General features: G+C 40.9%; 20 protein-coding genes. 2 read left to right on the top strand and 18 right to left on the bottom strand.

Annotated features, from left to right (window positions below):
• Window positions 1–129: 129 nt before the first annotated feature.
• Together D0T84_RS12995 and D0T84_RS12990 are read right to left on the bottom strand one after the other, a co-directional pair.
• Complete coding sequence (locus D0T84_RS12995; protein WP_163308305.1) at window positions 130–945, bottom strand: tetratricopeptide repeat protein; 816 nt, start codon at window positions 943–945, stop codon at window positions 130–132.
• Between the two features lie 13 nt (window positions 946–958).
• Window positions 959–2161 carry a lactonase family protein gene (locus D0T84_RS12990; RefSeq protein ID WP_163308304.1) on the bottom strand — a complete coding sequence of 401 codons (1203 nt, stop codon included), beginning with the start codon at window positions 2159–2161 and terminating at the stop codon, window positions 959–961.
• 178 nt (window positions 2162–2339) lie between these two features.
• Between D0T84_RS12990 and D0T84_RS12985 the strand changes: the two genes are divergently transcribed.
• Window positions 2340–2600 carry a type B 50S ribosomal protein L31 gene (locus tag D0T84_RS12985; RefSeq protein ID WP_163308303.1) on the top strand — a complete coding sequence of 87 codons (261 nt, stop codon included), beginning with the start codon at window positions 2340–2342 and terminating at the stop codon, window positions 2598–2600.
• Window positions 2601–2940: 340 nt separating this feature from the next.
• Here the strand turns inward: D0T84_RS12985 and D0T84_RS12980 are convergent, their stop codons facing one another.
• From D0T84_RS12980 to D0T84_RS12930, 11 genes are all read right to left on the bottom strand, one after another.
• A complete protein-coding gene (locus tag D0T84_RS12980; RefSeq protein ID WP_163308302.1) occupies window positions 2941–4929 on the bottom strand; it encodes a DUF4954 family protein in 1989 nt (662 codons plus the stop codon).
• A gap of 187 nt (window positions 4930–5116) precedes the next feature.
• Window positions 5117–7462 (bottom strand): hypothetical protein, encoded by a 2346-nt coding sequence (locus tag D0T84_RS12975; protein ID WP_163308301.1) that lies wholly within the window; start codon window positions 7460–7462, stop codon window positions 5117–5119.
• A 792-nt stretch (window positions 7463–8254) separates the two neighbouring features.
• Window positions 8255–8449: an Arc family DNA-binding protein gene (locus tag D0T84_RS12970; protein ID WP_163308300.1), complete on the bottom strand. Its 195-nt coding sequence runs from the start codon at window positions 8447–8449 to the stop codon at window positions 8255–8257.
• Window positions 8450–8459: 10 nt separating this feature from the next.
• Window positions 8460–9341, bottom strand: coding sequence for an SPFH domain-containing protein (locus tag D0T84_RS12965; protein WP_163308299.1), 882 nt, complete (start codon window positions 9339–9341; stop codon window positions 8460–8462).
• Window positions 9342–9515: 174 nt separating this feature from the next.
• Window positions 9516–10034: an alpha-ribazole phosphatase gene (gene cobC / locus D0T84_RS12960; protein WP_163308308.1), complete on the bottom strand. Its 519-nt coding sequence runs from the start codon at window positions 10032–10034 to the stop codon at window positions 9516–9518.
• On the bottom strand, window positions 10034–10417 hold the full coding sequence (locus tag D0T84_RS12955; protein WP_163308298.1) for a hypothetical protein: 384 nt from the start codon (window positions 10415–10417) through the stop codon (window positions 10034–10036). The genes cobC and D0T84_RS12955 overlap by 1 nt, the downstream gene beginning before the upstream one ends.
• A gap of 2 nt (window positions 10418–10419) precedes the next feature.
• Entirely contained in the window at window positions 10420–10920 is a 501-nt protein-coding gene (locus D0T84_RS12950; protein WP_163308297.1) for a hypothetical protein, read from the bottom strand.
• Window positions 10917–11672 carry an adenosylcobinamide-GDP ribazoletransferase gene (gene cobS / locus D0T84_RS12945; RefSeq protein WP_163308296.1) on the bottom strand — a complete coding sequence of 252 codons (756 nt, stop codon included), beginning with the start codon at window positions 11670–11672 and terminating at the stop codon, window positions 10917–10919. The genes D0T84_RS12950 and cobS overlap by 4 nt, the downstream gene beginning before the upstream one ends.
• Window positions 11673–11755: 83 nt before the next feature.
• Window positions 11756–12793 carry a nicotinate-nucleotide--dimethylbenzimidazole phosphoribosyltransferase gene (cobT, locus tag D0T84_RS12940; protein WP_163308295.1) on the bottom strand — a complete coding sequence of 346 codons (1038 nt, stop codon included), beginning with the start codon at window positions 12791–12793 and terminating at the stop codon, window positions 11756–11758.
• A 239-nt stretch (window positions 12794–13032) separates the two neighbouring features.
• Entirely contained in the window at window positions 13033–13542 is a 510-nt protein-coding gene (gene cobU, locus D0T84_RS12935; RefSeq protein WP_185155740.1) for a bifunctional adenosylcobinamide kinase/adenosylcobinamide-phosphate guanylyltransferase, read from the bottom strand.
• A gap of 79 nt (window positions 13543–13621) precedes the next feature.
• Window positions 13622–14188, bottom strand: a complete 567-nt coding sequence (locus D0T84_RS12930) for a cob(I)yrinic acid a,c-diamide adenosyltransferase (RefSeq protein WP_163308294.1) — start codon at window positions 14186–14188, stop codon at window positions 13622–13624.
• Window positions 14189–14889: 701 nt separating this feature from the next.
• On the opposite strand from D0T84_RS12930, the gene D0T84_RS12925 reads away from it, so the two are divergent.
• On the top strand, window positions 14890–17718 hold the full coding sequence (locus tag D0T84_RS12925) for a glycoside hydrolase (RefSeq protein ID WP_163308293.1): 2829 nt from the start codon (window positions 14890–14892) through the stop codon (window positions 17716–17718).
• A gap of 102 nt (window positions 17719–17820) precedes the next feature.
• Here D0T84_RS12925 and uxuA read toward each other — a convergent pair whose 3' ends face one another.
• The 5 genes from uxuA to D0T84_RS12900 form a co-directional block, all read right to left on the bottom strand.
• Window positions 17821–18993: a mannonate dehydratase gene (uxuA, locus tag D0T84_RS12920; RefSeq protein ID WP_163308292.1), complete on the bottom strand. Its 1173-nt coding sequence runs from the start codon at window positions 18991–18993 to the stop codon at window positions 17821–17823.
• 228 nt (window positions 18994–19221) lie between these two features.
• Entirely contained in the window at window positions 19222–20037 is an 816-nt protein-coding gene (locus D0T84_RS12915) for an SDR family oxidoreductase (RefSeq protein ID WP_163308291.1), read from the bottom strand.
• Between the two features lie 2 nt (window positions 20038–20039).
• Window positions 20040–21104: a substrate-binding domain-containing protein gene (locus D0T84_RS12910; protein WP_185155738.1), complete on the bottom strand. Its 1065-nt coding sequence runs from the start codon at window positions 21102–21104 to the stop codon at window positions 20040–20042.
• Between the two features lie 373 nt (window positions 21105–21477).
• Window positions 21478–22428 carry an adenosylcobinamide-phosphate synthase CbiB gene (gene cbiB, locus D0T84_RS12905; RefSeq protein WP_163308289.1) on the bottom strand — a complete coding sequence of 317 codons (951 nt, stop codon included), beginning with the start codon at window positions 22426–22428 and terminating at the stop codon, window positions 21478–21480.
• Window positions 22419–23423 carry a threonine-phosphate decarboxylase gene (locus D0T84_RS12900; RefSeq protein ID WP_163308288.1) on the bottom strand — a complete coding sequence of 335 codons (1005 nt, stop codon included), beginning with the start codon at window positions 23421–23423 and terminating at the stop codon, window positions 22419–22421. Before D0T84_RS12900 ends, cbiB begins: the two co-directional genes overlap by 10 nt.
• Between the last annotated feature and the right edge of the window lie 50 nt (window positions 23424–23473).

Genomic DNA, 23473 nt, shown 5'->3' with positions numbered 1-23473 from the left:
GATGAACTGTTTACAAAAAATAATTACAAATCAATAAGTCCTGGTGACGATAAACAGTTGAAACTGTTTGATTTATAACCGGACACTAGTGATAAAAAATGAATAGTTAGTAACTGTTTAAACAGTTTCTTACTCTTTCACTTTTTTACTCTCAAAGAATAATGCGGCTTCGTCTATTTTTTGCTTCGCTTCGTTATCTATGCTTTTGTTATTAAAGATATTCAGGAAATAGTTTCCTAATGCTTCATTATCTTGCTGTTTCAGCAGGTTACCTATTTCTTCGTAAGTAGCGATATAATTTATATCCAACCTTAATACGCTCAGATAAGATTCCGCCGCTTTGTCAAGCATATTGCAATCCCAGTAGAAGCCACCAATATTATGCAATGTTTCTGTATTTTCTTTATCCAGAGCCAATGCCATAAGGTACGCCTCGTGTGCATTTTTCTTTTCTTCCAGAATACTACAACATGCTCCGATCGAATTTAACGCCTGTATTTGTTTTTCAGGAGGGCATCCGTTTGTTTCAAGGGCTGTAGATAGCAGACCTGCCGCCGCATCAAATTTCCGGCTTTTCATTGCTATACATCCTGCCAGATAATAAACCCTCCAGTCTCGGTTTTCTTCCGGTTGTTTATTATCCAGAGTCAATGCCTGTTCTACACTCTCCATAGCATGCCCGTAATCCCCGGCCTTGTAATAAGTTTCGGCTTCGTACAAAATGTCTTCCAGCGCCATAAACTTAAACTTATAGACTCCAACAGGCTCTTTATCATTGACTCTTATTTCTACCATATTGGAAAAAGGGGCAATAGCATATGTATTATCCCCGATTGCGATACCCATAGGCTTGTCTACCCGCCCCATTTCTTGCAGCATAGGAAGAACTTCAGCCTCTGTTGTTACCTCTTTTTTCTTACTGAATAATTTGTCGAAAAGCCCCATAAGTTATGTATTTTTATCTGAATGATGTGAATTTAAGGCAAACCGGCATATCCAGTTCTATATCCTTATATGTATTCTCCAACAGTCCGGTAGCCTTGTCGATAAGGAATATCTGAATAATATCACTGTCGCGGCTGGCAACCAACAGAAACTTACCATTTGGTGTAATCACAAAGTTGCGTGGATGTATTCCTGTTTCCTGATAACCCACTTTTGTTAGTTTCCCATCAGCCTGGTTTATAGAGAATATGGCAATACCATCGCCCTGTAAACGGTTAGAAGCATACAAATATTTGCCATCAGGGGAAATATGAATATCTGCGCTTCCTTTCGCGTTCAGTGTATCGGCTTGTACCGACTGGAATTCTGTGAAATTTCCGGTATTGCCATCGTAGCGAAAAGCAATAACAGCACCGGATAATTCAGTGATAAGGTAGGCATACTTACCGTTAGGATGAAACGCCAAATGCCGTGGGCCGGAACCTGCTTTGACATCGAAAGACGCCGGCGTGCCAACTTTCAGATAATTACCGGGCTCACTTGTATTCACATCAAACTTGTGTACCTTATCAGTCCCCAAATCATCAGCGAACAGGTATTTGCCATCGGGGGAATAACGCACACAATGCAAATGAGGTGCCTTCTGACGCTCTGCATCCGCGCCTTTACCCGTGAATTTAACCAGTTGGGCGGCAGTAGCCAATGTGCCGTCTCCATTTACATTAAAGGCAGTGATGCTCCCTCCCGAATAATTTGCAGTTACAGCGTGTTTGCCGGCATCATCTATCTCTATATAACAAGGATCGGCTCCTCCGGTTAACTGCGTATTCAACAGTTTCAGGCTGCCATCGGCTTTATCAAAGATAAAGGCGTTTGCTGCTGCCTTGGTATCGCCCGTTTCCGAAACGGAATAAACATACTTGCCGTCTTTACTGATAGTAAGATATGAAGGATTAGATACCTTTACCATATTCTTATATCTGGAGTAACCCGAAACAGTATCAAACTGATATACATAAATACCTTCGCTTTCGCCTGTAGTGTATGTACCTACCAGCAAATATAAACTGGTATCATCCGAAATCGATTCTGTGTTTATATTTGTTGTATCGTACGGCTGAATTATCATATTATCTGTATTTGAGCTAGACGGTTTCTGTTTGCATGATAACATAGACAGGGCAACTATAGTTGAAAACAAAATATATTTATGCATAATCACTGTTTTTAAAATAATAAATCATAAAATTGTTTTACAAGACAAATGAAAGCAAAATTTATCAGTTTAGCATACTTTTTAGATACAAAATTAGGGGTAAATATTTTGTTTTAATAAGATTAAAAAGTTATCTTTGTCGGCTGAAAAAGGAGAAACAATTTAAACTACTATAAAAATGAAGAAAGATATTCATCCGGAAAACTATCGCCCGGTTGCTTTTAAGGATATGTCGAATGAAGAGGTATTTATCTCACGTTCAACTATCAACGCTAAAGAAACTATCGAGATAGATGGGGTAACTTACCCACTGGTAAAACTTGAAATCACAAGTTCATCACATCCATTCTACACAGGTAAACAAAAACTTGTGGATACTGCAGGACGTGTTGATAAGTTTATGAGCCGTTACGCTAAGCGTACACAACCAAAGAAATAATTGTAAGGTACTTACAAGATAATGTTAAAGGCTATCCGTAAGGTAGCCTTTTTCGTTTGGTAACGAGGGTTATTAAAAGGGGTCAGTCCGAAAATTCGGTTGTTAGAAAAAACAAATGAGGCATCTTAATTGGCAGACAGATTACTTCAAACTTCCTTTATTTCTAATTTTATGCTCGTAAACTATCGATATACAAATATTTATGTATAAAAATATATGTGGATAATTTTAGTATCTAATAGAACGTATTCTACAAATAAGTTTGATTGAAATTTTAACAACTGACTTTTCGGACTGACCCGTTTTTGATCGTGCAATTTGACCTTTGCCCCTCTTTATTTTACTCTGATACATTCTCCAATCTTGCTATCAGCCCATTCCCCAGTTTAGTTTTCGAATCAATATGCTTTAGTACTGTTTCCACAAAGGTATTCTCTTCGAAAACACCCCTAACCTGTTCGAAATCTATCTTCTGCTGATGCTTATCGCCATCAACGCCAAAGCCCGTATGTGAAGATAAAGAAAATTCCTTCTTCGCATCCTCGTAAATCATTTTATCTAATTCCACAACGGCTTCATTCCACCTCCTTACGATGGAGATAACATCCTTCGCAGTAATGGATTCGAGCGTCAGATTATAATATTGCTGTATCTTATCCCATGCCCATGTCCATTCGAGCGAATAATAATCCTTATGCAATTGCTCAAATATCCTGTTCATATCATCCACATGGCTTACTTTATCAGACTCTATGTCGCATATCAGCCTGTCTATCTCGGAGCGTGGAGCCAACATACCACCTATATCGCTCCATTCATTCAGCCCAATGCAGGTATCAGGTTTTAGGCGGTTACGTATTTTTTCATTATTGGAACAGTCGCAATCGGCAAGGCGCGAAATGATTGAATTTCCCAGAAACTTATTAATAGCCATATCATAGAGTTTCAGCCCTCTTTTGAGGGAAGAACTTTTTATGCGGCAACTCTGGTAGGTATAAGAACCTGACGTCTCCCCACAAGTCTCTTTCAACCCCTTCAGTATCTCGATCGCCTTAAACATTTTCTGAATAGTATACGGACTTAGCAGATTGAAATTTATCTGATCCAGTTTTTCAGGGTCTTTCCGTTTATCCCGTTTGGGAAACTTTTGAGCGTCGCGTATTGTACCTACACTTCGCAGGTTTACCCCCGGCACAAGAACTGATTCGTTCTTATCTTCAATCAAATAAGAGAACGGCATATCAGATGTATCGGAGTTATGATAATGACGTCCCATAATCAAGGAGAAAGCACCTATACGGGCAGGCCACAGGATGTATGAATTACTGGTCGTTTTCCCTCCCCGTTCTACAATTCCCTGATGGATAGGCCCCAGCTTATACATATGGTTGCTTTGATTGGAGCCGGATCCCGCGTTCATAAATGAAAACATCCCTGCTATGAGCAAGGTGGATTTATGGTGCGTTACCGTATATGGCCCCGCAAACAAAGCGCAGGCTTCGCCATTCTCTCCCTGACAATTGCTGAAGAATAAGGAGTCACTTGCCGAATATGTATGCCCCAACTGGCACGACTGCCCGACAAAGCAGCGTGTAAGCATTGTGCCATCCTCTACATGAGAGCCGGAACAGATAATGAAGTCCTTAGCCATAACACTATAACCGATATGAACGGGATCATAGTGATTACTGTTTATACTACCGTTTTCTAAATGGCGCGCACCTTCAATTGTCGCACAATCTCCTATCCGTACATTTATAATGGCGCCTGCATTTACTATCGTCACATCATCCCCGATAAAGCCTGTATCGGAGGTCTGTTCTTCCGCATAGCTTTTTACCATATCCTGAAGTTTTTTTACCAGCGTGGGACGATGACGGTAAAAAGAAAGTATATATGCAAAGTGCGCACTGAGCTTATCATATATCATGACTTCCCTGCCTCCGGTTTCGTTCAGTACCGAAACCTCAATGCCATTGCCGAAAGATGTCTTACCCTCTACATAAAGATGGTGTATATTCTGAATACGGACATTATTCCCAATATGGTAGTTAGCAATATAATTCTGTACATTCTCAATCAGGGCATTGTCTCCAATGCTACAATTATGAATGCAGGTATGCCGTAGCCCTGAATGTTTCTTCAAGCCGCCGGGTAATGTAAAATCCGTCTCAAAAACTCCCAGTCTGATATTTCCCGAAAAGTTTACGTATTTAATATAATCAGGCGTAAAATGATTATGTACACTAATATTATTCCAGTTATCAGCCGTACAACCTTGCTTTCTTAGCCTTTCTATTTCTTCGGGAGTCAGATTCCTATAGTTCATATATTGCATATTTTATTTCGTAACGAAGATAACACCATCTACACAATTTTTATATTAAACAGACGCTATATTATCACAAGTTAATGTTTATTTAACAATTAAATAATGGTATATTATTCGGTTTTATTTTATAAAAAATCCCCGATTATACATTAATAATCGGGGATTTATCATATTATATCAGTTATTAATCGGCATCTGGAACTTCTATATCTTCGATAGGAGTCGACAACCCATTGATACGTTGTTGTAGGTCATACTTACGTATCAGGTCTGCAATTTCCGGATCGAGTGGTGCACGATAAACCTTAGACGGGTCACGTTCGCAGGCACGCATCAGATGATCTATTGCTTCATTATCTTTATTTGAACGGATAGCTAAAATAGCCCTCAGATATTCATTGTTACCTGTTTCAGGCAGCCCATCCAGTACTTCTTTGGCTTTCGCGTTGTATCCCATACATATCAGGCATAGCGCGGTATTGTAATCAGGATAGTCTGACAATATCTCCAATGCTTTCCAATACTCCCTGTCTTGCAACAGTTTCAAACCTTTCTCATAATTTGGTCTTTCCTGAACGTCCATAGCCGTTTCTTCGGTCATACCCGGGCGGTGCATATTAAATTCGAAAGTTGTTTTATTTAGCAATGGATATACGGAGTCTCTTATTACCTTGAAGTCATCCGGGAAATCTTTTTTGATCTTGGCTTCTGTTTCATCCGGATCGATAGCCCCTTCCAGCAATGCCAGAATCTGGGTTTTATTCATAATATCATTCCGTTGCATAACCTGGTTTGCCAAAGTATTCCAGTCTTCTCCGGCATGCTCAACTTTTATCACATTTTCAGCATTTATTATTTCTCCCGACAACGATTTCACGATGTAATCTTTTATAGCTTTCACTCGTTTTTCCGATAGCTTATAATTGTTGTCGTATGAACCGTCTAATGCCGTTGTTGTTCTCATAACGATACTGTCAACAACAAATTTGCCATCTTCTGTAAACGCACGGTAAGTCGTCAACACTTTGTTTATCTCAGCCCTGTTATCCGAATAGCCCAGGTTGAAATTAAACTTATTTGGCTGGAATTTAATATATGTAGCTAAACGGTTATAGGCATCCCTGTATAGTTTTGTTCTCTTAAACACCAACGATGTATCCACCAACTGGGATAGGGATGAAATAAAATATGAAATAGTATCGGCAGTAGGCATCAAGTAACGGCTTCTATCAATAGCATCCACACGGCCGTCCATTGTAAGGCGAAGTTTCTTCAGACCTACAGTCACCGGATGATCCTGCTTGTAAAGATACACAAAGTCGCGTCCTGCATCGATAATAGTATCAAGGCGCATACCTTCTTCATAAGGGAAAGGTATCATTTCCTTGGCTACTTCATCCTTCCTTGCTTTTTTCATTTCATTCTCAGCAATAGCTTCAAACATATATCTGTTCTTTGCTATTTCGATGGAGTCGCTTTCTGTCAAAACATTGTTTATGATATCATCCAGGGAACGCCCTTCTTCGTATGCTTCACGAAATTTGGCAGGCATTTTCATGTAGCTTACCTCAAAGTCTTTGTCATCCAATACCAACGCTTTCGCGTTTTTATTGAATTTCTTCATATATTGGTCGAACAAGCCAACAGTATCTTTTCCGTTAGTCATGTCCCTGATTACCTGTTCACGAGCTTTACGTACATACTCATTATAGAAACGCTGACGATATCCTTTCAGTTTAGCCAGTTCTGCTGCATCAAACTTACTTTTTTCAGTTTTCCATTTTTCGTATTCCATTTGCTTACTCCATTCCCTGTAGTATTCTTCATAATACATGTTCTGGCGGTCACGTATATCTTTTTCAGTTCCCGACTTATCAAAGAACACCTTATCATAGTCACTGTCGCCTACAATAGATTTCATATAAGCATCATAATCCGCATAATCTTTCTTTTGTTTAGCTAAGAATGACTGTCCTTTTAAGATTACTTCCTTTAAAGGAATGATAGAGTCATTGTGATAAAGTTTAGGATATAGTGTCATCCTGTAATTTTCGGAAAGAAGTTCTTTGGGAACTCTGACGATGAAGTCAATTTTTACACGTCCGTTACGTTCCGGAGTAAATCGGGATTTTGCGGTAACCACAACCTCAGACAATTGTTGCACATCGCTAAGGCTAGTCGTTTTCTTACCTTCTTTGTTTACAGATTCTGTTATATTTTCAGCATTAGTGAATGTGACTTCCTCCGAAACAGTTCTGGAACCTCTTACTCCTCCTATGCCATCCTGAAAAGGCAACTCGATAGTCGCTCTTCTCAACTGTTGCATAAACAAAGGTTTTACCATTGCTTCTTTTGGCTTACCACCGGAAAAAGAAAAACCACGATCTGTAATATCTTCTCCACGCGAAGCACGAATATCGCGTACCGAATTGGAAGATTTACAAGAAAACATGATTGATATTAATATAGCCAACAAAGGCATGAACACAAACACTACCCGCGAAATAGGATCAGTTACGTTTTTTTTCATAAGTTTTTTTAGTATCTCATTAAACAGCAAGGATTTGTAAAGTTCTCGTAAAAAACAGTGCAAAGATAAGTAATATCGGTCAATATATAAACAAATAAAATTTAAATTTTCAAAATGATTATTCTTGTATTCTAAGAAACTGTTTAAATTTTATTCGTTCAAATTTTTAGAGATGTTTTAGAGATGATTTTTTCTTCCTCGAAACGATAATAGCGGGCTATTTGAGTTGAGTGAAAGGAAAAAACAGCCGAAAACAGTCTAAAAATGAACGAAGAAAAAGGTATAGTAAAATATTCGTATAAAATTTAAACAGTTTCTAATTGCTTTCCTCATCTTTATGTATACCTCTACCTACTATATAACTAAGAAAAACCGTTTATATTTTATTAAATATAGAAAAAATATATGTTAAACATACAGAAACAATAAGTGGGACTGTATCATAAGCCCGTCATCCCATGCAACGCACAGGAACCTCTAAATAGTCAACCATAGCTATCAGAGGATCGCAAATCTAGCCACAATGACAAGAATGCTCTTTCACTTATAATGCGAATCAAGGGTTAAATGTGCCGTTAGGCACATCATATCGGTAGAAACATGAATGAAATTCGTTTTTTTGTGCCGTCAGGTACAAAATGTGAATTGTTCTGTAGATATTGCGTACCTGACGGCACGCAATTAACCGGTTAAAGCTTCTTTCTACCAACATTCAGTCCCTAAAGGGACAAAAAATAGCACATTTAACCCTTGATTCGCATTTATAATACAATCCCATTTTTTAGAAACTGTTTACTTATCAGGTAAGGTATTCTTATCTTTTTTTATGCGTCCGGCTTTACGCAGCGCCTGATCAAGTATATATTGTATTTGCCCGTTGGTACTACGGAATTCATCTGCAGCCCATTTTTCGATTGCCTCCATCATTTCCGGATCAACTCGCAAGACGAAACTTTTAACTGTAGATTCTTTTTCTTTCTTAGCCACAACTCAAACTTTAATGATGAAGTGTCCCCGCATTTACGATCGGCTGAGCAGCTTCGTCAGCACATAATACAACAAGCAGATTACTTACCATTGCCGCTTTACGTTCTTCATCCAATTCTACAATTTCTTCTTTTTGTAATTTAGCCAAAGCCAGTTGTACCATACTGACAGCACCTTCCACTATTTTCTCACGGGCGGCTATAATAGCATCTGCCTGCTGACGACGCAACATTACACTGGCTATTTCCGCCGCATACGCCAGATAATTGATGCGTGCTTCAATGACCTCTATGCCCGCAATAGATATACGCCTATTCAACTCATCTTCTAACCGTTGACTCACCTCATCACTATCAGAGCGTAGCGTTATTACACCTTCATCACTACCATTGTTGTCATAAGCATACATACCTGCTACCTGACGGAGTGCGGCATCGCTCTGTATCTGTACAAAATCGGTTGGCCCTGACGCAATATCAAACATTACCTTGTATGTATCTTTTATTCTCCATACCAGTACAGCTCCGATCATAATAGGGTTACCCATTTTATCATTCACTTTTATAGGTTCTATATCCAGATTACGTGCACGCAGAGTCGCTTTTCTTTTACTCAAAAAAGGATTTACCCAAAAGAATCCATTTTCAGTGAGTGTTCCCTTATATTTTCCAAACAGCACCATCACACGTACATTGTTGGGTTCAACAATAATGAGCCCCTTGACCAACGCAATAAACATCAGAAAGGATATAAAAAAACTACATGTAATAAAAACTGGATTTTTCCCATATATACATATTCCTAATATGATAAGCACAAAAATCAACGTAATTGCAATAGCTGCAAATGCTGAAAGTTTAACGCCTTTAAAATTTTTCTCAAGTGTTTCCATAGTATATTTATTTTGATATTAAAATGATATCATAAATATATGAAGTATTTTATATAAATCAAAATAATAGACAAGAAAAAAATGAGGGTATATCCCGAAAACCCGTCATCTCGTGCTTAACATGGGATCCCCTAAAAAACATACTCATATTAATGCTACAAACGATGAAATCTTTTATTTCAGTTCAAATTCCAGCACCTCTCCGTATTCTGCCATATTATCAAAAGCTCCTTTCAGGTTTGTTTCCCCAAAATAGACTTTAAAGCAGCTGATAACGCCTCCATGCGCAAAAATGACAACCGATGAATAGTTATTCTCTTTCAGTTCGTCAAGGAAAGAAGCCACACGGTCGTACATCTGTTTGAAAGACTCGCCATTAGGGGCAGGTGTGTTTACCCAATCCCTTTCCCAGTCCCGCATATCTATCCTGTGCCATTCTTCCATTTCCCATTCGCCAAAATGCATCTCCTTCAGACGGTCATGCAACCGGATATCAGTAAAACCGCAATATTCGGCAAGACGTTTTGCCCGGCTCAGCGGGCTGGAAAAGACAGCATCGAACGGTATATCTTTTAACTTCTGCTTTACAATCTCCGCCTCACTCTCAAATGTATCTTTCAATGGCACGTCTGTTTGTCCATAGCAAACACCGCTTACACCTACTGCTGTATGCCGTACTATATATATCTTCATCATTCCAAATGTTTAAGTTCTACGGGCGAATAGATAAATGTATCCCCATCCTCATCCTGTTTTATAATAATACCAAATAATGCTGTTCCTATCCCACCATATTCGCCTTTCAGTATATTCGTATCCCCCGCAGGAATAGCAAAAATCAGCGGTTCGTCGCGATAGACTCCGTCCCAATGTGAATCTTTAGCAGCTTGCTCTGCTTCAATCAAAAGATTATCAACCTGCTTTAACAACCTTTCCGGGTCTGTAACGGTATTATTAAAGAAATATTGATTTTCTGCAGCCTTTTTCTTGATCCGTTCTTTAAATTCAGTTACTGTAAAGAATGCAAAAGTCCAGTCAAGCGGAATTAATCCTGATGTATATAAATGGTAATTCATTATTAATTGTATTCTATCTTTGACTTTACACTTTTCTCCCTACATTCATATTCCAATTTTATAACCGTATCGAAAAAGGGTTTCAGTTTCCTGTAATGCTCATTACTTTCTCCATTAATAAAAGATAGTCTTCGCTTGTTAGTTTCTACAAAAAACTCACTGTCGCTCCCGTCCACTTCTTGTATACTTGGCGTACTTTCTATTTTCTCAAATTCATTCAAATCCACCTCTTTCAACAAAGCAGACCACATTTCGGCAGAAGTAAGAGCTTCATATTTACCGGCTTCTCTTGTAGTCATCACTTCATAAAAATAATGTATCGAATCAGGCGTTATCACAAGATTATAACCCGTCCCTATCCACCCGCCAAAAAGCGAGTAACCTATTTTTTGTACTTCTTCAATATCTGTATCTGTCGAAATTACTTCCTGTGTTTTCTTTTTGCAAGAAACAATAGAGACAGCAATTCCGAAAAAGACAATTAATAAAATCTTATAATTCATAACAATTTTAGTATAACAGTTATACCCAGATAGAAAGATAATTCACACAAAAGAAATACCGCGCCGCAACAATCGCCTGTATACCCCTGTATTTTCTTTTTCATAAGTAATATCAATCCACAAAAAACAAATATAGGAAATATAATTGCGAGCCAAAAGTGAAACTTTAATAATAAAATGAAAGGTAACAACCCAAATACAATGGATATAACCACCGTTTGCAAAGACATTTTTCTATATACAGTCTTGGATTTACTGGTTTCCTCGTTGCGGGCATAAGGCAAGAATAAAGTAATCAGCGATGCGATAAACTTGCATAACGGGTCTGCCGCCAGAATAACAGTACAAGCCAGATGCAGGCCCAGATTGTCTAATAAAAGATAAAACAACAGAAAGTAAAAAATCAGGCTGATAACCCCGTAAGTACCTATATGTGAATCCTTCATGATGGCTAATGTACGTTCACGGGTAGTTCCTCCGCCAAATCCGTCAAAGAAGTCGGCAAGTCCGTCTTCGTGCAACGCCCCGGTAATAAGCAAACGGCTGAGAAGGGCTACAACAATGGCAACAGCGTATGGCAAAACCTGCGCCGCACACCATAGCGTTCCGGCCATCACAGCAGCAGTAAGCCAGCCTACTACAGCCCAATAGTTAATCACCTGCCTGAAATATTCGGCAGGGACATTAAAGGACTTTATCCGCCAGAAAGGCAGACGGGTAAAGAAAAGAAGCGCGGCTGCTATATTTTTCATATCGGTTACGGGCGGCTTCACCTAACCTCCCCAAAAGGGAGGAACCGGCCTCTCCCTCGGAGGGGTCGGGGAGGCCTGATATTTTAAAAGTATTTCGTTACTTTAATCTCTTTAAATGAATTCATCTCGTTTATCATGCGTACTGCCGAATCGATAATAGGATATGCGCACAGAGCGCCCGTCCCCTCTCCCAGCCTAAGGCCTAAGTTAAGTATAGGTTTTGCTTTCAGGTAATCTAATATGAGTTTATGCCCGGCTTCGTCTCCCTGATGACCGAAAACTGCATAGTGCAATACATTTTCATCCAGCTTGGAGGCTACCAGCATACAATTCGTCATAATAAATCCATCGACAAGGATAAGCATTTTCAGTTCGGCAGCTTTTAGCATGGCACCTACTGTCATCACCATTTCATAACCACCGAAATAGCGCATAATATCTTCAACCGAAGCATCGCCCTTGTAGTTATCCATCGACTGTTTCAGCACCTTATACTTATGCCCGATAATATTCCCTGTATGGTCGCATCCGGCACCGATACACTGGTCCAGAGGTATTCCCGTCAGGTATGTCATCCACAGGGATGAAGACGATGTGTTGGTAATTCCCATTTCGCCAAATCCGATAACATTGCATCCTTCGTCAAAGCAAGCCTGTGCGCATTCGGCTCCGTATTTTATAGCCAGTTCCATTTCTTCCCTCGTCATGGCAGCTTCATGCAGGTAGTTGCGCGTACTCTTGCGGATTTTCTTATGGATAATGGGGTCTTCGGGTTTGAAGTCGAAGTTGACGCCTGCATCTACTACTTTCAGGTCGAAACCGTGCTGACGTGCCAGAAAATTAATACCTGCGCCACCGTTCCAGAAGTTAACAATCATTTGGTATGTCACTTCCTGTGGAGACGGGCTTACTCCCTCTGCCGCAATACCATGATCGCCGGCAAATACGATATGGCACGGATTTGTCAGTTTCGGATTCAGGGATTGCTGTATCCAGCCTATTTGCATAGCCAGTTCTTCCAGTTTCGCCAGCGATCCTTTGGGTTTGGTCAGGTTATCTACTTTTTCCTGTAAATAGGAACGTACTTCGTCCTGTGGTTTTTCGATGTTAAATTGTTGCATTGTTATATATTAGTTTTATATATCAAAAAAGTGACATTACTACAAATCCGCTATTTCACTTATAATGAAACAACATATTACCAAAAAGTGACAAAAGTGACACTGTTTTTATTGTTTTTATTTGTTACTTTCCCTGTCATCGGACAGGCATATACTGCCTCTATCATAGAGATAAATTTAAAGTGAATCACTTAATTGGCAAATTGGCAAATCGGCATATTAAATTATCAGCACATTATTTACTTCACCTTCATTGCTATTCCCGACACCATCAAATATACCTCATCAGCCCGAGCGGCTATATATTGATTCAGCCAGCCCTGCAAATCGGCGAATTTACGTTGCAGGTCATTCTGCGACATTTCGCCCATACCTATTTCATTTGTCACAAAAATGAATTGGGCATCTTGAGAAATCAACTTATCAAATTCCGACTTTAAGGAAGATAAAGAAGCTTCTACATCAGACTGTAAATCAAAAAAGTAGTTAGTCGCCCATAACGTAACACAATCCACAAGCACTGCTTTTCCGGTAAAATCATGCTTGCTCAACTCTTTTTCCTCTTCTATATTTATCCAGTTTTTCTCCCGTTCTGCTTTATGCCTTTCTATCCTACGGCGGTGTTCGTCATCCCATACGCGCGATGTAGCCAGATATACAGGGTGAGGAGAAAGCGACAAAGCCAGTTTTTGTGCATAGCTGCTTTTTCCGGAACGCTGTCCGCCAGTGATAAGGGTTATTTTAGTCATAATAATTACAAACCGAGCCTCTCCTAACCTCCCCAAAGGGGAGGAAACAGCCCCTCCCGCGGAGAGGTTGGGGAGGCCATTATTTCTTTCTTTTATACAAAAAATCTTTCCAACGCTCTTCTATATCGCCCGCCTTATACATATCGTAACGTGCCATTGTGAAAAACAAGTCCGACAAACGGTTGATAAAGCGCATAACCACAGGCGGCACCTCGTCCTGCTTATTCAATGTCCACAGGCGGCGTTCGGCACGGCGTGCTATAGCGCGGCAAAGCTGCAAATGAGCGGAAACGACAGTACCTCCCGGCAAAACAAAAGTTTCGCTAGGCCCCATTTCATCCGTCATTTTATCCATGCATTCCTCGCAGAACTTATCCAGATTTTCGTCCAGTGTGTTCTGGTTAGTCCCCCTGATAGCGGACGGTGTAGCCACCTGCGACATAACCGCCATCATTTCGGTCTGTATTTTGAACAGGATTGGCTGCCATTCATGACCGGAAGGCAGATGAGCACGGACAACGCCTATCGATGAGTTCAGTTCGTCTATCGTTCCGTTAGCTTCAATGCGCGCATCATCCTTATCTACACGCTGCCCGCCAAAAATACCGGTCTTTCCTTTATCTCCCCCACGGGTATATATTTTCATTGTGATACGATTTTTAGGTAAAAGCCTAACAAAGGTACGATAAGTTAGGCTGAATACATTTCCATTTTCAAGCTTTTTCCATAATTATTAGAGTTTATATTCAATAAGATTATATATGGTTTATTCTCTGTGATTTAATTGCCTCCTGCTTTAGCTGGAGGATAATAGTCTAATCAGATAATGGCTTTAGCCAAAATGTTTTGACTAAAGTCGTTTTCTATCTGTATTATTATCCACGACTTGAAAGTCGGGGCAACTAAAACTCCTAAAAATATGCATCTTACTCTTTTATTGAATATAAGCTCTATTATTAACGCGAATCAAGGGTTGCTTTGGGTTGTAGTAACTATTATAAATCAATCTTCTGTTTTGTAGTCAGGGTTCTAAGTCCACGAAGTGGGCTAATATGGATAACTACGGGTAAAACCCGTGGAAAAAGCGGATAGGGAGAGGCCGTCTCCGTAGGAGGCGAATGGCATTTGTTTTTGCTATTTGCCTCCTACGGAGACATATTCTTCTGTCAGTTCCTGCCACGGGTTTTACCCGTGGTTATCCACCTTCAGTCCCTTCGGGACAATAAGTCACTGTGCTTTTTAACCCTTGATTCGCATTATTAACATCCGAAAGAATACTTACAGGCCTTTCATATACAATATTTTGGTTTATCTTTGTATAAATAATTAATTGTTAACTCTACACTTATGCGATTTATTTTTCTTCTCTTTACTTCACTTTGGTTACTCTTATTATCAACGACTAATTGCACAAGCGAAAAACCGGTATTCAGCCAACGCGAATTTATTTCCCTTGAGGGCGAATGGCAGTGCGACCTTGGAAAAATAAAACTTCCGGGTACAGTAGACGAAAGCCGCCTGGCACCACGGAATACCGATACCCTGAATACAGGACAACTGACACGCCTCAACCCGTATATGGGAAAAATGAAATATACCCGTGAAATTGAAATACCCGCTACCTCGGCACAGAAAGAGTGGCAACTGATTATGGAACGGACAAAACCATCGACTGTATGGATTGACGGAGACAGCATAGGAACAAACTCCCTGATACTCTCCTCTCAAATATATACCATCGGCAAACTTCGGGAAGGGAAACACACCATAACAATAGAGATAGATAACGGCCCGAACTCCGTACCGCAGGGAATACACGGTTCGCACGCGTGGACAGACGCCACACAGACCAACTGGAACGGCGTTATAGGCAGATTCGGACTGGAAGCCAATGACGGGATATTAATCAGTGATTTACAAGTTTATCCTGATGTATCTTCCAAAAACATACCTGTGGTTGCCCGAATAAAATCATCTGTAAGCGGAGCGGCAAAAATCACAGTAAAAGGCTATGTATGGAACACCAATGAAGAGGCAACCATACCCGAACAAACGATCAATATCCAGCTCGGAGAAGGACAGGATATATACAAATTCGATATAAATACAGGAGATAGAAAAATCTTGTGGAGCGAATTCGACCCTGCTCTGTATAAGGTTAATTTTGAGATAGAAAGCCAGAATATAAAAGATACATATACGATTGATTTCGGCATCAGGGATTTTTCTACAAAAGGTACACAGTTTACAATCAACTCACTGAAAACATTCCTGCGGGGCAAGCATGACGCCTGTGTATTCCCTCTGACGGGCTATCCGCCAATGGACAAAGAAGAATGGAAAAAACAAATGCGCATCTCAAAAGAATATGGGTTGAACCATTACCGGTTCCATTCGTGGACACCGCCGCAGGCAGCCTTCGATGCTGCAAACGAGGAGGGCATTTACATGCAGGCCGAATTACCCTACTGGGGAGGCATGGATACGGCCAATGTAGACCTCAATAAATTCCTGATAAATGAAGGCGAACACGTCCTGACAGCATACGGCAACAACCCTTCATTTGTAATGATGGCGCTGGGCAACGAACTGGGCGGCGATGTAGAAGTGATGCGCAATATGGTTACAGATTTCAGGAAAGCAGATAAGCGCAGGCTTTATGCTTTTGGCGCTAATAATATGCTGGGGACTGCAGGACAGCAGCAAGGCGAGGATTTCTTTGTCACATGCCGTGTAGGCGGACAGGTGGGTTCGGACGATTTTTCGCAGCATACACGCGCTACATTCTCATTCGCCGATGCTAAAGACGGAGGCTATATGAACGGTGTATATCCTTCCACATGCCTGAATTTTGCGAATGCCACCGCCGACTGTACAGTGCCAGTTATCAGCCACGAAAACGGGCAATTCCAGGTATATCCCGATTATAATGAGATAAAAAAATATACAGGCGTTCTCTATCCCTACAATATGGAAATATTCCAACGCCGATTACAGGAAAACGGATTACAGGATCAGGCTCAGGACTTCAATAAGGCTACGGCACGATTTGCCGCACTTTGTTATAAGGCTGATATAGAAATGTGCTTCCGCACTCCGGGATTCGGAGGTTTTCAGGTACTCGACTTACAGGATTATCCGGGACAGGGGAGTGCATACGTTGGTATCCTCGATGCCTTTATGGATAACAAAGGAGGCATGGAAGCAAAAGAGTTTAAAGGATTCTGTGACGAAATAGTACCCCTGTCTGTAATGTCTAAATACTGCTGGAGTAATAATGAAACATTTGCCGCAACGGTAAAAGTAAGCAACTATTCTAAAGCCGCGCTTTCGGGCAGAAACCTGTCATGGACTTTGCATAAAGCAAGTGATAAAACAAACATAGCCAAAGGTGAGCTATCTGTAAATGTTTCGCAGGGAGAGTTAACGGAAGCGGGTAAAATAGAAGTCCCGCTTCGGAATATCGGTCAGGCTACACAGCTAAAACTTACGTTACAACTCGGTTCCCATGTTAATCAATATGACATTTGGGTGTATCCCGACAAAGAAGTGACCGCAAACCCGGATGTAAATGAAACGACCTCGCTGACGGAGGCACTGGAATTGCTGAAACAAGGCAAAAAGGTGCTCTACATCCCTGAGCATAAAGAAATAGAAAAATTATCAGTCGGCGGACTCTTTACGCCTGACTACTGGAATTATGCCATGTTCAAGAATATTTCGGAATGGGTAAAACGCGATGTCTCTCCGGGAACGCTATCTATCCTGACCGACCCGTCCTGTCCGCTATTCAAAAACTTCCCGACAGAGGCGCATAGTAACTGGCAATGGTGGATTATATCTAAAAATTCGCGTCCGTTCATTCTGGACAAGACACCAAAAGATTATAAACCGCTGGTACAGGTAGTTGATAATATCGAACGAAATCATAAGTTGGGTTTATTGTATGAAGTGCAAGTTGGGGAAGGTAAACTGCTGGTAAGTATGTGCAACCTCAACGCAATAAACGACAAACCGGAAGGAAAGCAATTCCATCAGTCGATAGTCGATTATATGGCCTCTGCTGATTTTGCTCCGGTAACGAAATTTACAGAAGAAGAAATAAAAATACTATTCAGCACTTCGGTAGCTGAAAAGAAGATTGTGGGGGTTAAGAATATTACGACATACGAGTAATCGATGATTTTTGTCATTCTGAACGGAGTGAAGAATCTCGACCCTCCGGACACGGGATGTTTCACTTCGTTCAGCATGACATAAGTATTTGAAAATTAAAGACTATTTATACAAAGTCCTGGCAATCCCCAACTCCAAACCTCTGAGTTCTGCCAACCCCCTTAAACGCCCTATACAGGAATATCCCGGATTGGTTTTCTTATCCAAATCGTCAATCATCTGGTGCCCGTGGTCGGGACGGAAAGGGATGGAGACATTACGTTGTTGCTGAATCTCCAAAAATCCTTTCATTACACCATACATATCCACATCGCCCTCCAGATGATTCGCTTCGTAGAAATTACCTTCCGCATCGCGCTGGGTAGAACGCAGATGTACAAAATTGATCCTGTCTCCCAGACGCTTAATCATATTGGGCAGGTCATTATCGGCACGTACGCCGAATGAGCCTGTGCAGAAGCAAAGCCCGTTCGACTTATTGGGTACTGCTTCAACCAGCTTATTAAAATCCGCCTCGGTGCTCAGAATACGGGGCAAGCCAAGTATCGGATATGGAGGATCGTCAGGGTGAATAGCCAGCTTCACGCCCACCTCATCGGCAACGGGAGCTATTTCTTTTATAAATTCAATCAGGTTCTTCCTGAGAGTTTCTGCATCTATATGGTTGTAACGGTTCAACTGAGCCTGAAATTCTTCAAGGGTAAAACTTTCTTCCGCACCCGGCAGGCCGGCAATCATATTTCGTACCAACAAGTCTTTATCCTCCTGAGTCATTTCATCGAAGCGCCTTTTCGCTTTTGCTATATCCTCGGCAGAATACTCTTTATCTGCATCCGGACGCTTCAATATAAACAGTTCGAAAGCCATAAAAGCATCACGTTCGAAGCGTAACGCTTTCGAGCCATCGGGCATCGTATAGGCTAGGTCTGTACGTGTCCAGTCCAGTACAGGCATAAAGTTGTATGTCACAATCATAATGCCGTATTTGGCCAGATTGTGGATACTTTGCTTATAATTCTCAATATACTCTTTATAATTTCCTTCCTGAGTTTTTATATGCTCATGCACCGGAATACTTTCCACGACAGACCATTTAAGCCCTATTTCTTCTATTGTGTCCTTCCGTTTTTGTATTTCCTCTACAGTCCATACTTCACCATTCTTAATATGGTGTAAGGCCGTAACAATGCCTGTTGCCCCGGCCTGTTTTATATCTGATAATGAAACCGGGTCATTGGGCCCGTACCATCGCCATGTTTGTTCGCTAAGTATCATTTTGCCTCCTCAAGGGGGTGTCTCAAAAGTATTTTTTCATATCTTTTTGTCATGTTGAACGGAGTGAAACATCTCGTATCTGGAGGGTCGAGATTCTTCATTGCATTCAGAATGACAAAGAGAGTAACAATTTGATAGAGATGTTTTACTTTTGAGACACCCCCCTTTTATTTATATTATTAATATTTTCATTTTTCCCTAGTCCCCCATTGGGGGATTTAGGGGGCCTTATATAGTAAATGAATCAAAACCTCCATCCACCACCAGAATAGAACCGTTCACAAAAGCCGAAGCATCGCTTACCAGATAATGTACGGAGCCCAGCAGTTCATCAGCTTCGCCAAAACGGCGAAACGGAGTATGTGCAATTACAGACTTAGCCCGATCGGTATATGTACCATCCGGATTCAGCATCAGGGAGCGGTTCTGCTCGGTAATGAAGAACCCGGGCGCGATGGCGTTTACACGGAAATTGTCCCCGAATTTGATAGCCAACTCCCCTGCCATATATTTCGTAAAATTAGCTACTGCTGCCTTTGCCACGCCGTATCCCATTACACGCGTCAACGGGCGGAATGAAGATTCGGACGCGATATTGATTATATTCCCTTTGCCGTTATCTACCATCGCTTTGGCAAAAACGAGGGTAGGTAGTACCGTTCCAAAAAGATTCAGGTCTACAACATCCCTGAATGCCGCCACATCTATATCAAATATTGTTTTATCCGGTGGAATAGTCGCACCCGGCATATTTCCTCCGGCGGCATTTATCAATACATCTATTCTCCCGTATTTTTGCAGAATATCTTTTTTATTCTTTTCCAGGCAACCCTGATCCATAACATCACAAACCAAGGAAACAGCCTCATTCCCTGACGACTTTATCTTTCCGGCAAGGGCTTCTCCTTTTTCTTCAGAGCGTCCCAGTATAACAATTTGGGCGCCCTGTGAGGCCAGATATTCCGCCATTTGGGAGCCAAGAATGCCATAGCCGCCTGTGATAAGGATAACTTTACCTTCTATTTCAAATATGTTTTTCCCCATATTCATAACTTATAATTAGTATAGTAGTCTACATTTTCCTTTATCAGAATATCGATAGGCATATAGTTTACCTTCTGAGGCAATTGCTTAAACAAGAAGTAATTAGCCATTGCCTTTAACGCGTCATAGCCCTGTAAATCGGGACGTTGGGATAGAATGAATGATATCTGCCCGTCTTTCAGTCCCCTCACATTGCGGTCTATCGCGTCATGGCCTATCAGTTTTATCTTATCCTGCAGACTTTTATCCAGTTTTCCGAGTAGGGTTACCAACTCATATATACGCGAATTGAGGACAATGCCGCCGACTACTCCCGTACTCTCCCTGATTATACTTTCCAGTTCGCCCAGACTTTTCACATAGTCATCCGGATTAATTTCTATATGATGTATCTTCCCTGTAAAATTATGATTATCCAGATATAGCATAAATCCGCGTTCCCGGGTTTTCATCTGTACGGAAATTTCCCTGTACCTGAAACGGATATGGGCTATTATAATCTGCGCATCGAGGCTGATCTCACTCAACAACAGTTTTGCGGCGATAGTACCCGACCCGAATGAATCCCCTCCAAAGTAGGACAGATCCTTTTGACCGGAAATGCCCGAATCTATATAGATATAAGGTAGCCCTTTAGCATCGAGTTCCTTCGACAATTTGATGACATAATCGCCAAATAGGGTGGCAATCAGCACACCGTCAAACTCCTTTTCTTTAAAAGCATTGGTCGCGTTTACAAATGAAAACCGATCGTACTGGTTAAAGAGGAAGTATTCTATACTGATATTGAATTTCTTCAACTCGTCGGCAGCCCTATTGATACCCTCGCATACCAACTCCCAATAATCGCCGGCCGAATAGGTGGGAGCCAGGATGGCAAACTTATAACTCTTCTTCGAAGCCAGAAAACGGGCAACCATGTTGGGCTCATAGTTAATCTCTTTCAGAACCTTTTCTACTTTGGCTCTTTTTTCCTCCGACACTCTTCCCCTGTTATGTAAAACCCGGTCTACCGTACCTGTGGAAACTCCTGCCAAACGGGCAATGTCTATAATCCGTATATTCATATTCAAATAAACTATGTGTACGCACACATTTAGAAACTGTTTAAATTTTATACGAATATTTTATTATATCTTTTTCTTCGTTCATTTTTAGTCTGTTTTTGGCTCTTTTTTCCTTTCTCTCAACTCAAATAGCCCGCTATTATCGTTTCAAGAAAGAAAAAAACATCTCTAAAACATCTCTAAAAATTTGAACGAATAAAATTTAAACAGTTTCTTAATTATTTACAAATTTAATCTTTTAGATGTAGTAAACAAATGCGTGTGCGCACACACAAAGTTAAGGAAAAGATATAACCATCTGATTATAAACATATAGATTCCAGTTGAAAAAAATAATTATGTTGAAAAACATATTTTCCGGAAGAACCTGACATTACGCCTGAAAATAGTTTATTAACGCTATTACAGCGATCACGAGTATCAGCATCAGTATCTCGGTTAATATATTGATTCTGACAGCCACTTTGAGATCGGTGGTAGTCAGTTCTTTCTCATTGTATCCAATATAAGGTTTCTCTACAATCTGGCCGAAATAGGTATTAGGCCCGCCAAAGCGACAATCCAATATACCTGCCAAAGCGGCTTCAGGATAACCGGAGTTTGGGCTTGCATGCTGACTGCCGTACTTTTCAACAAAAGAAAACAAGGACAGCTTCCCACTGGCTATTATCATCAGCAACGCGGTTAAACGGGCAGGAATATAATTGGCAATGTCATCGATACGGGCAGCCCAGCAACCAAACTGTTTATACCGCTCGTTCTTATACCCAATCATAGAATCGAGCGTATTGACCATCTTATAGGCAAACATACCGGGAGCACCCAAAAGCATAAACCAGAACAGGGGTGCGATCACTCCATCGCTAAGGTTTTCGGACAAGGTTTCTAATGCGGCTGTACGGATTTGTTGGGGAGACAAGCTTGAAGTATCACGCCCGACAATACGGGCAACCTGTCTCCTCCCCTCTTCCACCGATGAATCGAGGGCAAGAAATACGTTCCTCACTTCATCTATCAGTGTTTTACCTGCCAGGCAAAAGAATATTATGAAGAATGAGAACAACACAGACAGACAGGGGTGAATCGCGTTTAATTCTTTAATTATAAACCAGATAAGGAGATAACTGCCTGCAATCAGGATAATGGAGAATACAGCCCCTTTAAAAACCCGTTTCCCATAGCGGTTAAGCCATTTTTCGCCCCATGCTATCACTTTACCCATGCCTACTACAGGATGCGGAAGCCAACGCGGGTCGCCGGTTAGCCTGTCGGCTATCCACCCCATTATCAAAGGGAGAAAAGTATATAGCAATTTTATATCCATTCTCTGATCGCTTTTACCAGTAAATCATTTTCTGAGGGAGACTGGGTGGCCACACGGAGATAATGCTCATCTAAACCGTAAAAGTTAGAGGCATCGCGAATTAGTATACCAAAATCATCGATAAGATATTGCTTCAAGTCCCGGGCTTTTCCCCCGGCTAATTTACATAAAAAAAAGTGTGTATCGGTGTAATAAGTTTCTATTTTTTCAATTTGAGATAATGCTGCTTTAAAACGCTTTGTCTCTGCCAGATACCCATCTACATCTATTGCTTCCGGCATGTTTTCCAGTAAGTATTTTCCCGCTTCTACAGCTAACCCGTTCACCGACCACGGCATACAGTAGCGTGAAATCATAGCCAAAGTATCGGCATGTGCCGTAACGTATCCCAGACGAAGCCCCGGTATAGCATAATGCTTGGTCATAGAATGCAGCAAGATCAGATTCTTATACTGTACTGCCTCGGCTATGTCGAACAGAGGTTTTATCGTAAAATGCTCATACGACTGGTCTATTACAATATATTGCTCCGGATGAGAAACGATATACCGTGTCAAAAAGCATTTATCTGTAACTGTTCCCGTAGGATTATTCGGGTTGCATAGCCAGACTAAATCCGTTTGAGGAGAAACTTCATCCAGATTCTTTACCCAACGAATATGATGCTCATGGACAGAACAGGCGTCTCCATATTCACTGAATGTAGGATAAACAACGGCGGAATTTTTAGCCCGGAAGGCCTGCGCAATAAGATAAATAGCCTCTGTGGCGCCATTAGTCACACAGATATTATCTGAGAGAACGAAATGCTTGTCAGCCAGTAATTTTGATATAGAACCGGCATCCGGCTCAGGATAAGAGTGTATCGCGTTTATGCGGGAACACAGATATTCGTGTAAGCCCGACGCGTCCTGCCGCGCGTATATATTTGAACTGAAATTGCTTACAATCTCCCTTTTATAACTATATATATCGTCTCCGTGCCCGTTAATCATGTTCCTTAATTATAAGTTATAAGTTATGAGTTAAAAAATTTGCATTCATA

The sequence above is a fragment of the Dysgonomonas sp. 521 genome (assembly GCF_010501055.1).
GTDB lineage: Bacteria > Bacteroidota > Bacteroidia > Bacteroidales > Dysgonomonadaceae > Dysgonomonas.
Note: the sequence above shows the minus strand (reverse complement) of the source record. Positions and strands in the feature narration are given on the sequence as shown.

Excerpts from the sequence above, each read along its gene's own strand:
- D0T84_RS12995 (WP_163308305.1), bottom strand. The coding sequence starts at position 945 with ATGGGGCTTTTCGACAAATTATTCAGTAAGAAAAAAGAGGTAACAACA.
- D0T84_RS12990 (WP_163308304.1), bottom strand. The coding sequence starts at position 2,161 with ATGCATAAATATATTTTGTTTTCAACTATAGTTGCCCTGTCTATGTTA.
- D0T84_RS12985 (WP_163308303.1), top strand. The coding sequence starts at position 2,340 with ATGAAGAAAGATATTCATCCGGAAAACTATCGCCCGGTTGCTTTTAAG.
- D0T84_RS12980 (WP_163308302.1), bottom strand. The coding sequence starts at position 4,929 with ATGAACTATAGGAATCTGACTCCCGAAGAAATAGAAAGGCTAAGAAAG.
- D0T84_RS12975 (WP_163308301.1), bottom strand. The coding sequence starts at position 7,462 with ATGAAAAAAAACGTAACTGATCCTATTTCGCGGGTAGTGTTTGTGTTC.
- D0T84_RS12965 (WP_163308299.1), bottom strand. The coding sequence starts at position 9,341 with ATGGAAACACTTGAGAAAAATTTTAAAGGCGTTAAACTTTCAGCATTT.
- cobC (WP_163308308.1), bottom strand. The coding sequence starts at position 10,034 with ATGAAGATATATATAGTACGGCATACAGCAGTAGGTGTAAGCGGTGTT.
- D0T84_RS12955 (WP_163308298.1), bottom strand. The coding sequence starts at position 10,417 with ATGAATTACCATTTATATACATCAGGATTAATTCCGCTTGACTGGACT.
- D0T84_RS12950 (WP_163308297.1), bottom strand. The coding sequence starts at position 10,920 with ATGAATTATAAGATTTTATTAATTGTCTTTTTCGGAATTGCTGTCTCT.
- cobS (WP_163308296.1), bottom strand. The coding sequence starts at position 11,672 with ATGAAAAATATAGCAGCCGCGCTTCTTTTCTTTACCCGTCTGCCTTTC.
- cobT (WP_163308295.1), bottom strand. The coding sequence starts at position 12,793 with ATGCAACAATTTAACATCGAAAAACCACAGGACGAAGTACGTTCCTAT.
- cobU (WP_185155740.1), bottom strand. The coding sequence starts at position 13,542 with ATGACTAAAATAACCCTTATCACTGGCGGACAGCGTTCCGGAAAAAGC.
- D0T84_RS12930 (WP_163308294.1), bottom strand. The coding sequence starts at position 14,188 with ATGAAAATATATACCCGTGGGGGAGATAAAGGAAAGACCGGTATTTTT.
- D0T84_RS12925 (WP_163308293.1), top strand. The coding sequence starts at position 14,890 with ATGCGATTTATTTTTCTTCTCTTTACTTCACTTTGGTTACTCTTATTA.
- uxuA (WP_163308292.1), bottom strand. The coding sequence starts at position 18,993 with ATGATACTTAGCGAACAAACATGGCGATGGTACGGGCCCAATGACCCG.
- D0T84_RS12915 (WP_163308291.1), bottom strand. The coding sequence starts at position 20,037 with ATGGGGAAAAACATATTTGAAATAGAAGGTAAAGTTATCCTTATCACA.
- D0T84_RS12910 (WP_185155738.1), bottom strand. The coding sequence starts at position 21,104 with ATGAATATACGGATTATAGACATTGCCCGTTTGGCAGGAGTTTCCACA.
- cbiB (WP_163308289.1), bottom strand. The coding sequence starts at position 22,428 with ATGGATATAAAATTGCTATATACTTTTCTCCCTTTGATAATGGGGTGG.
- D0T84_RS12900 (WP_163308288.1), bottom strand. The coding sequence starts at position 23,423 with ATGATTAACGGGCACGGAGACGATATATATAGTTATAAAAGGGAGATT.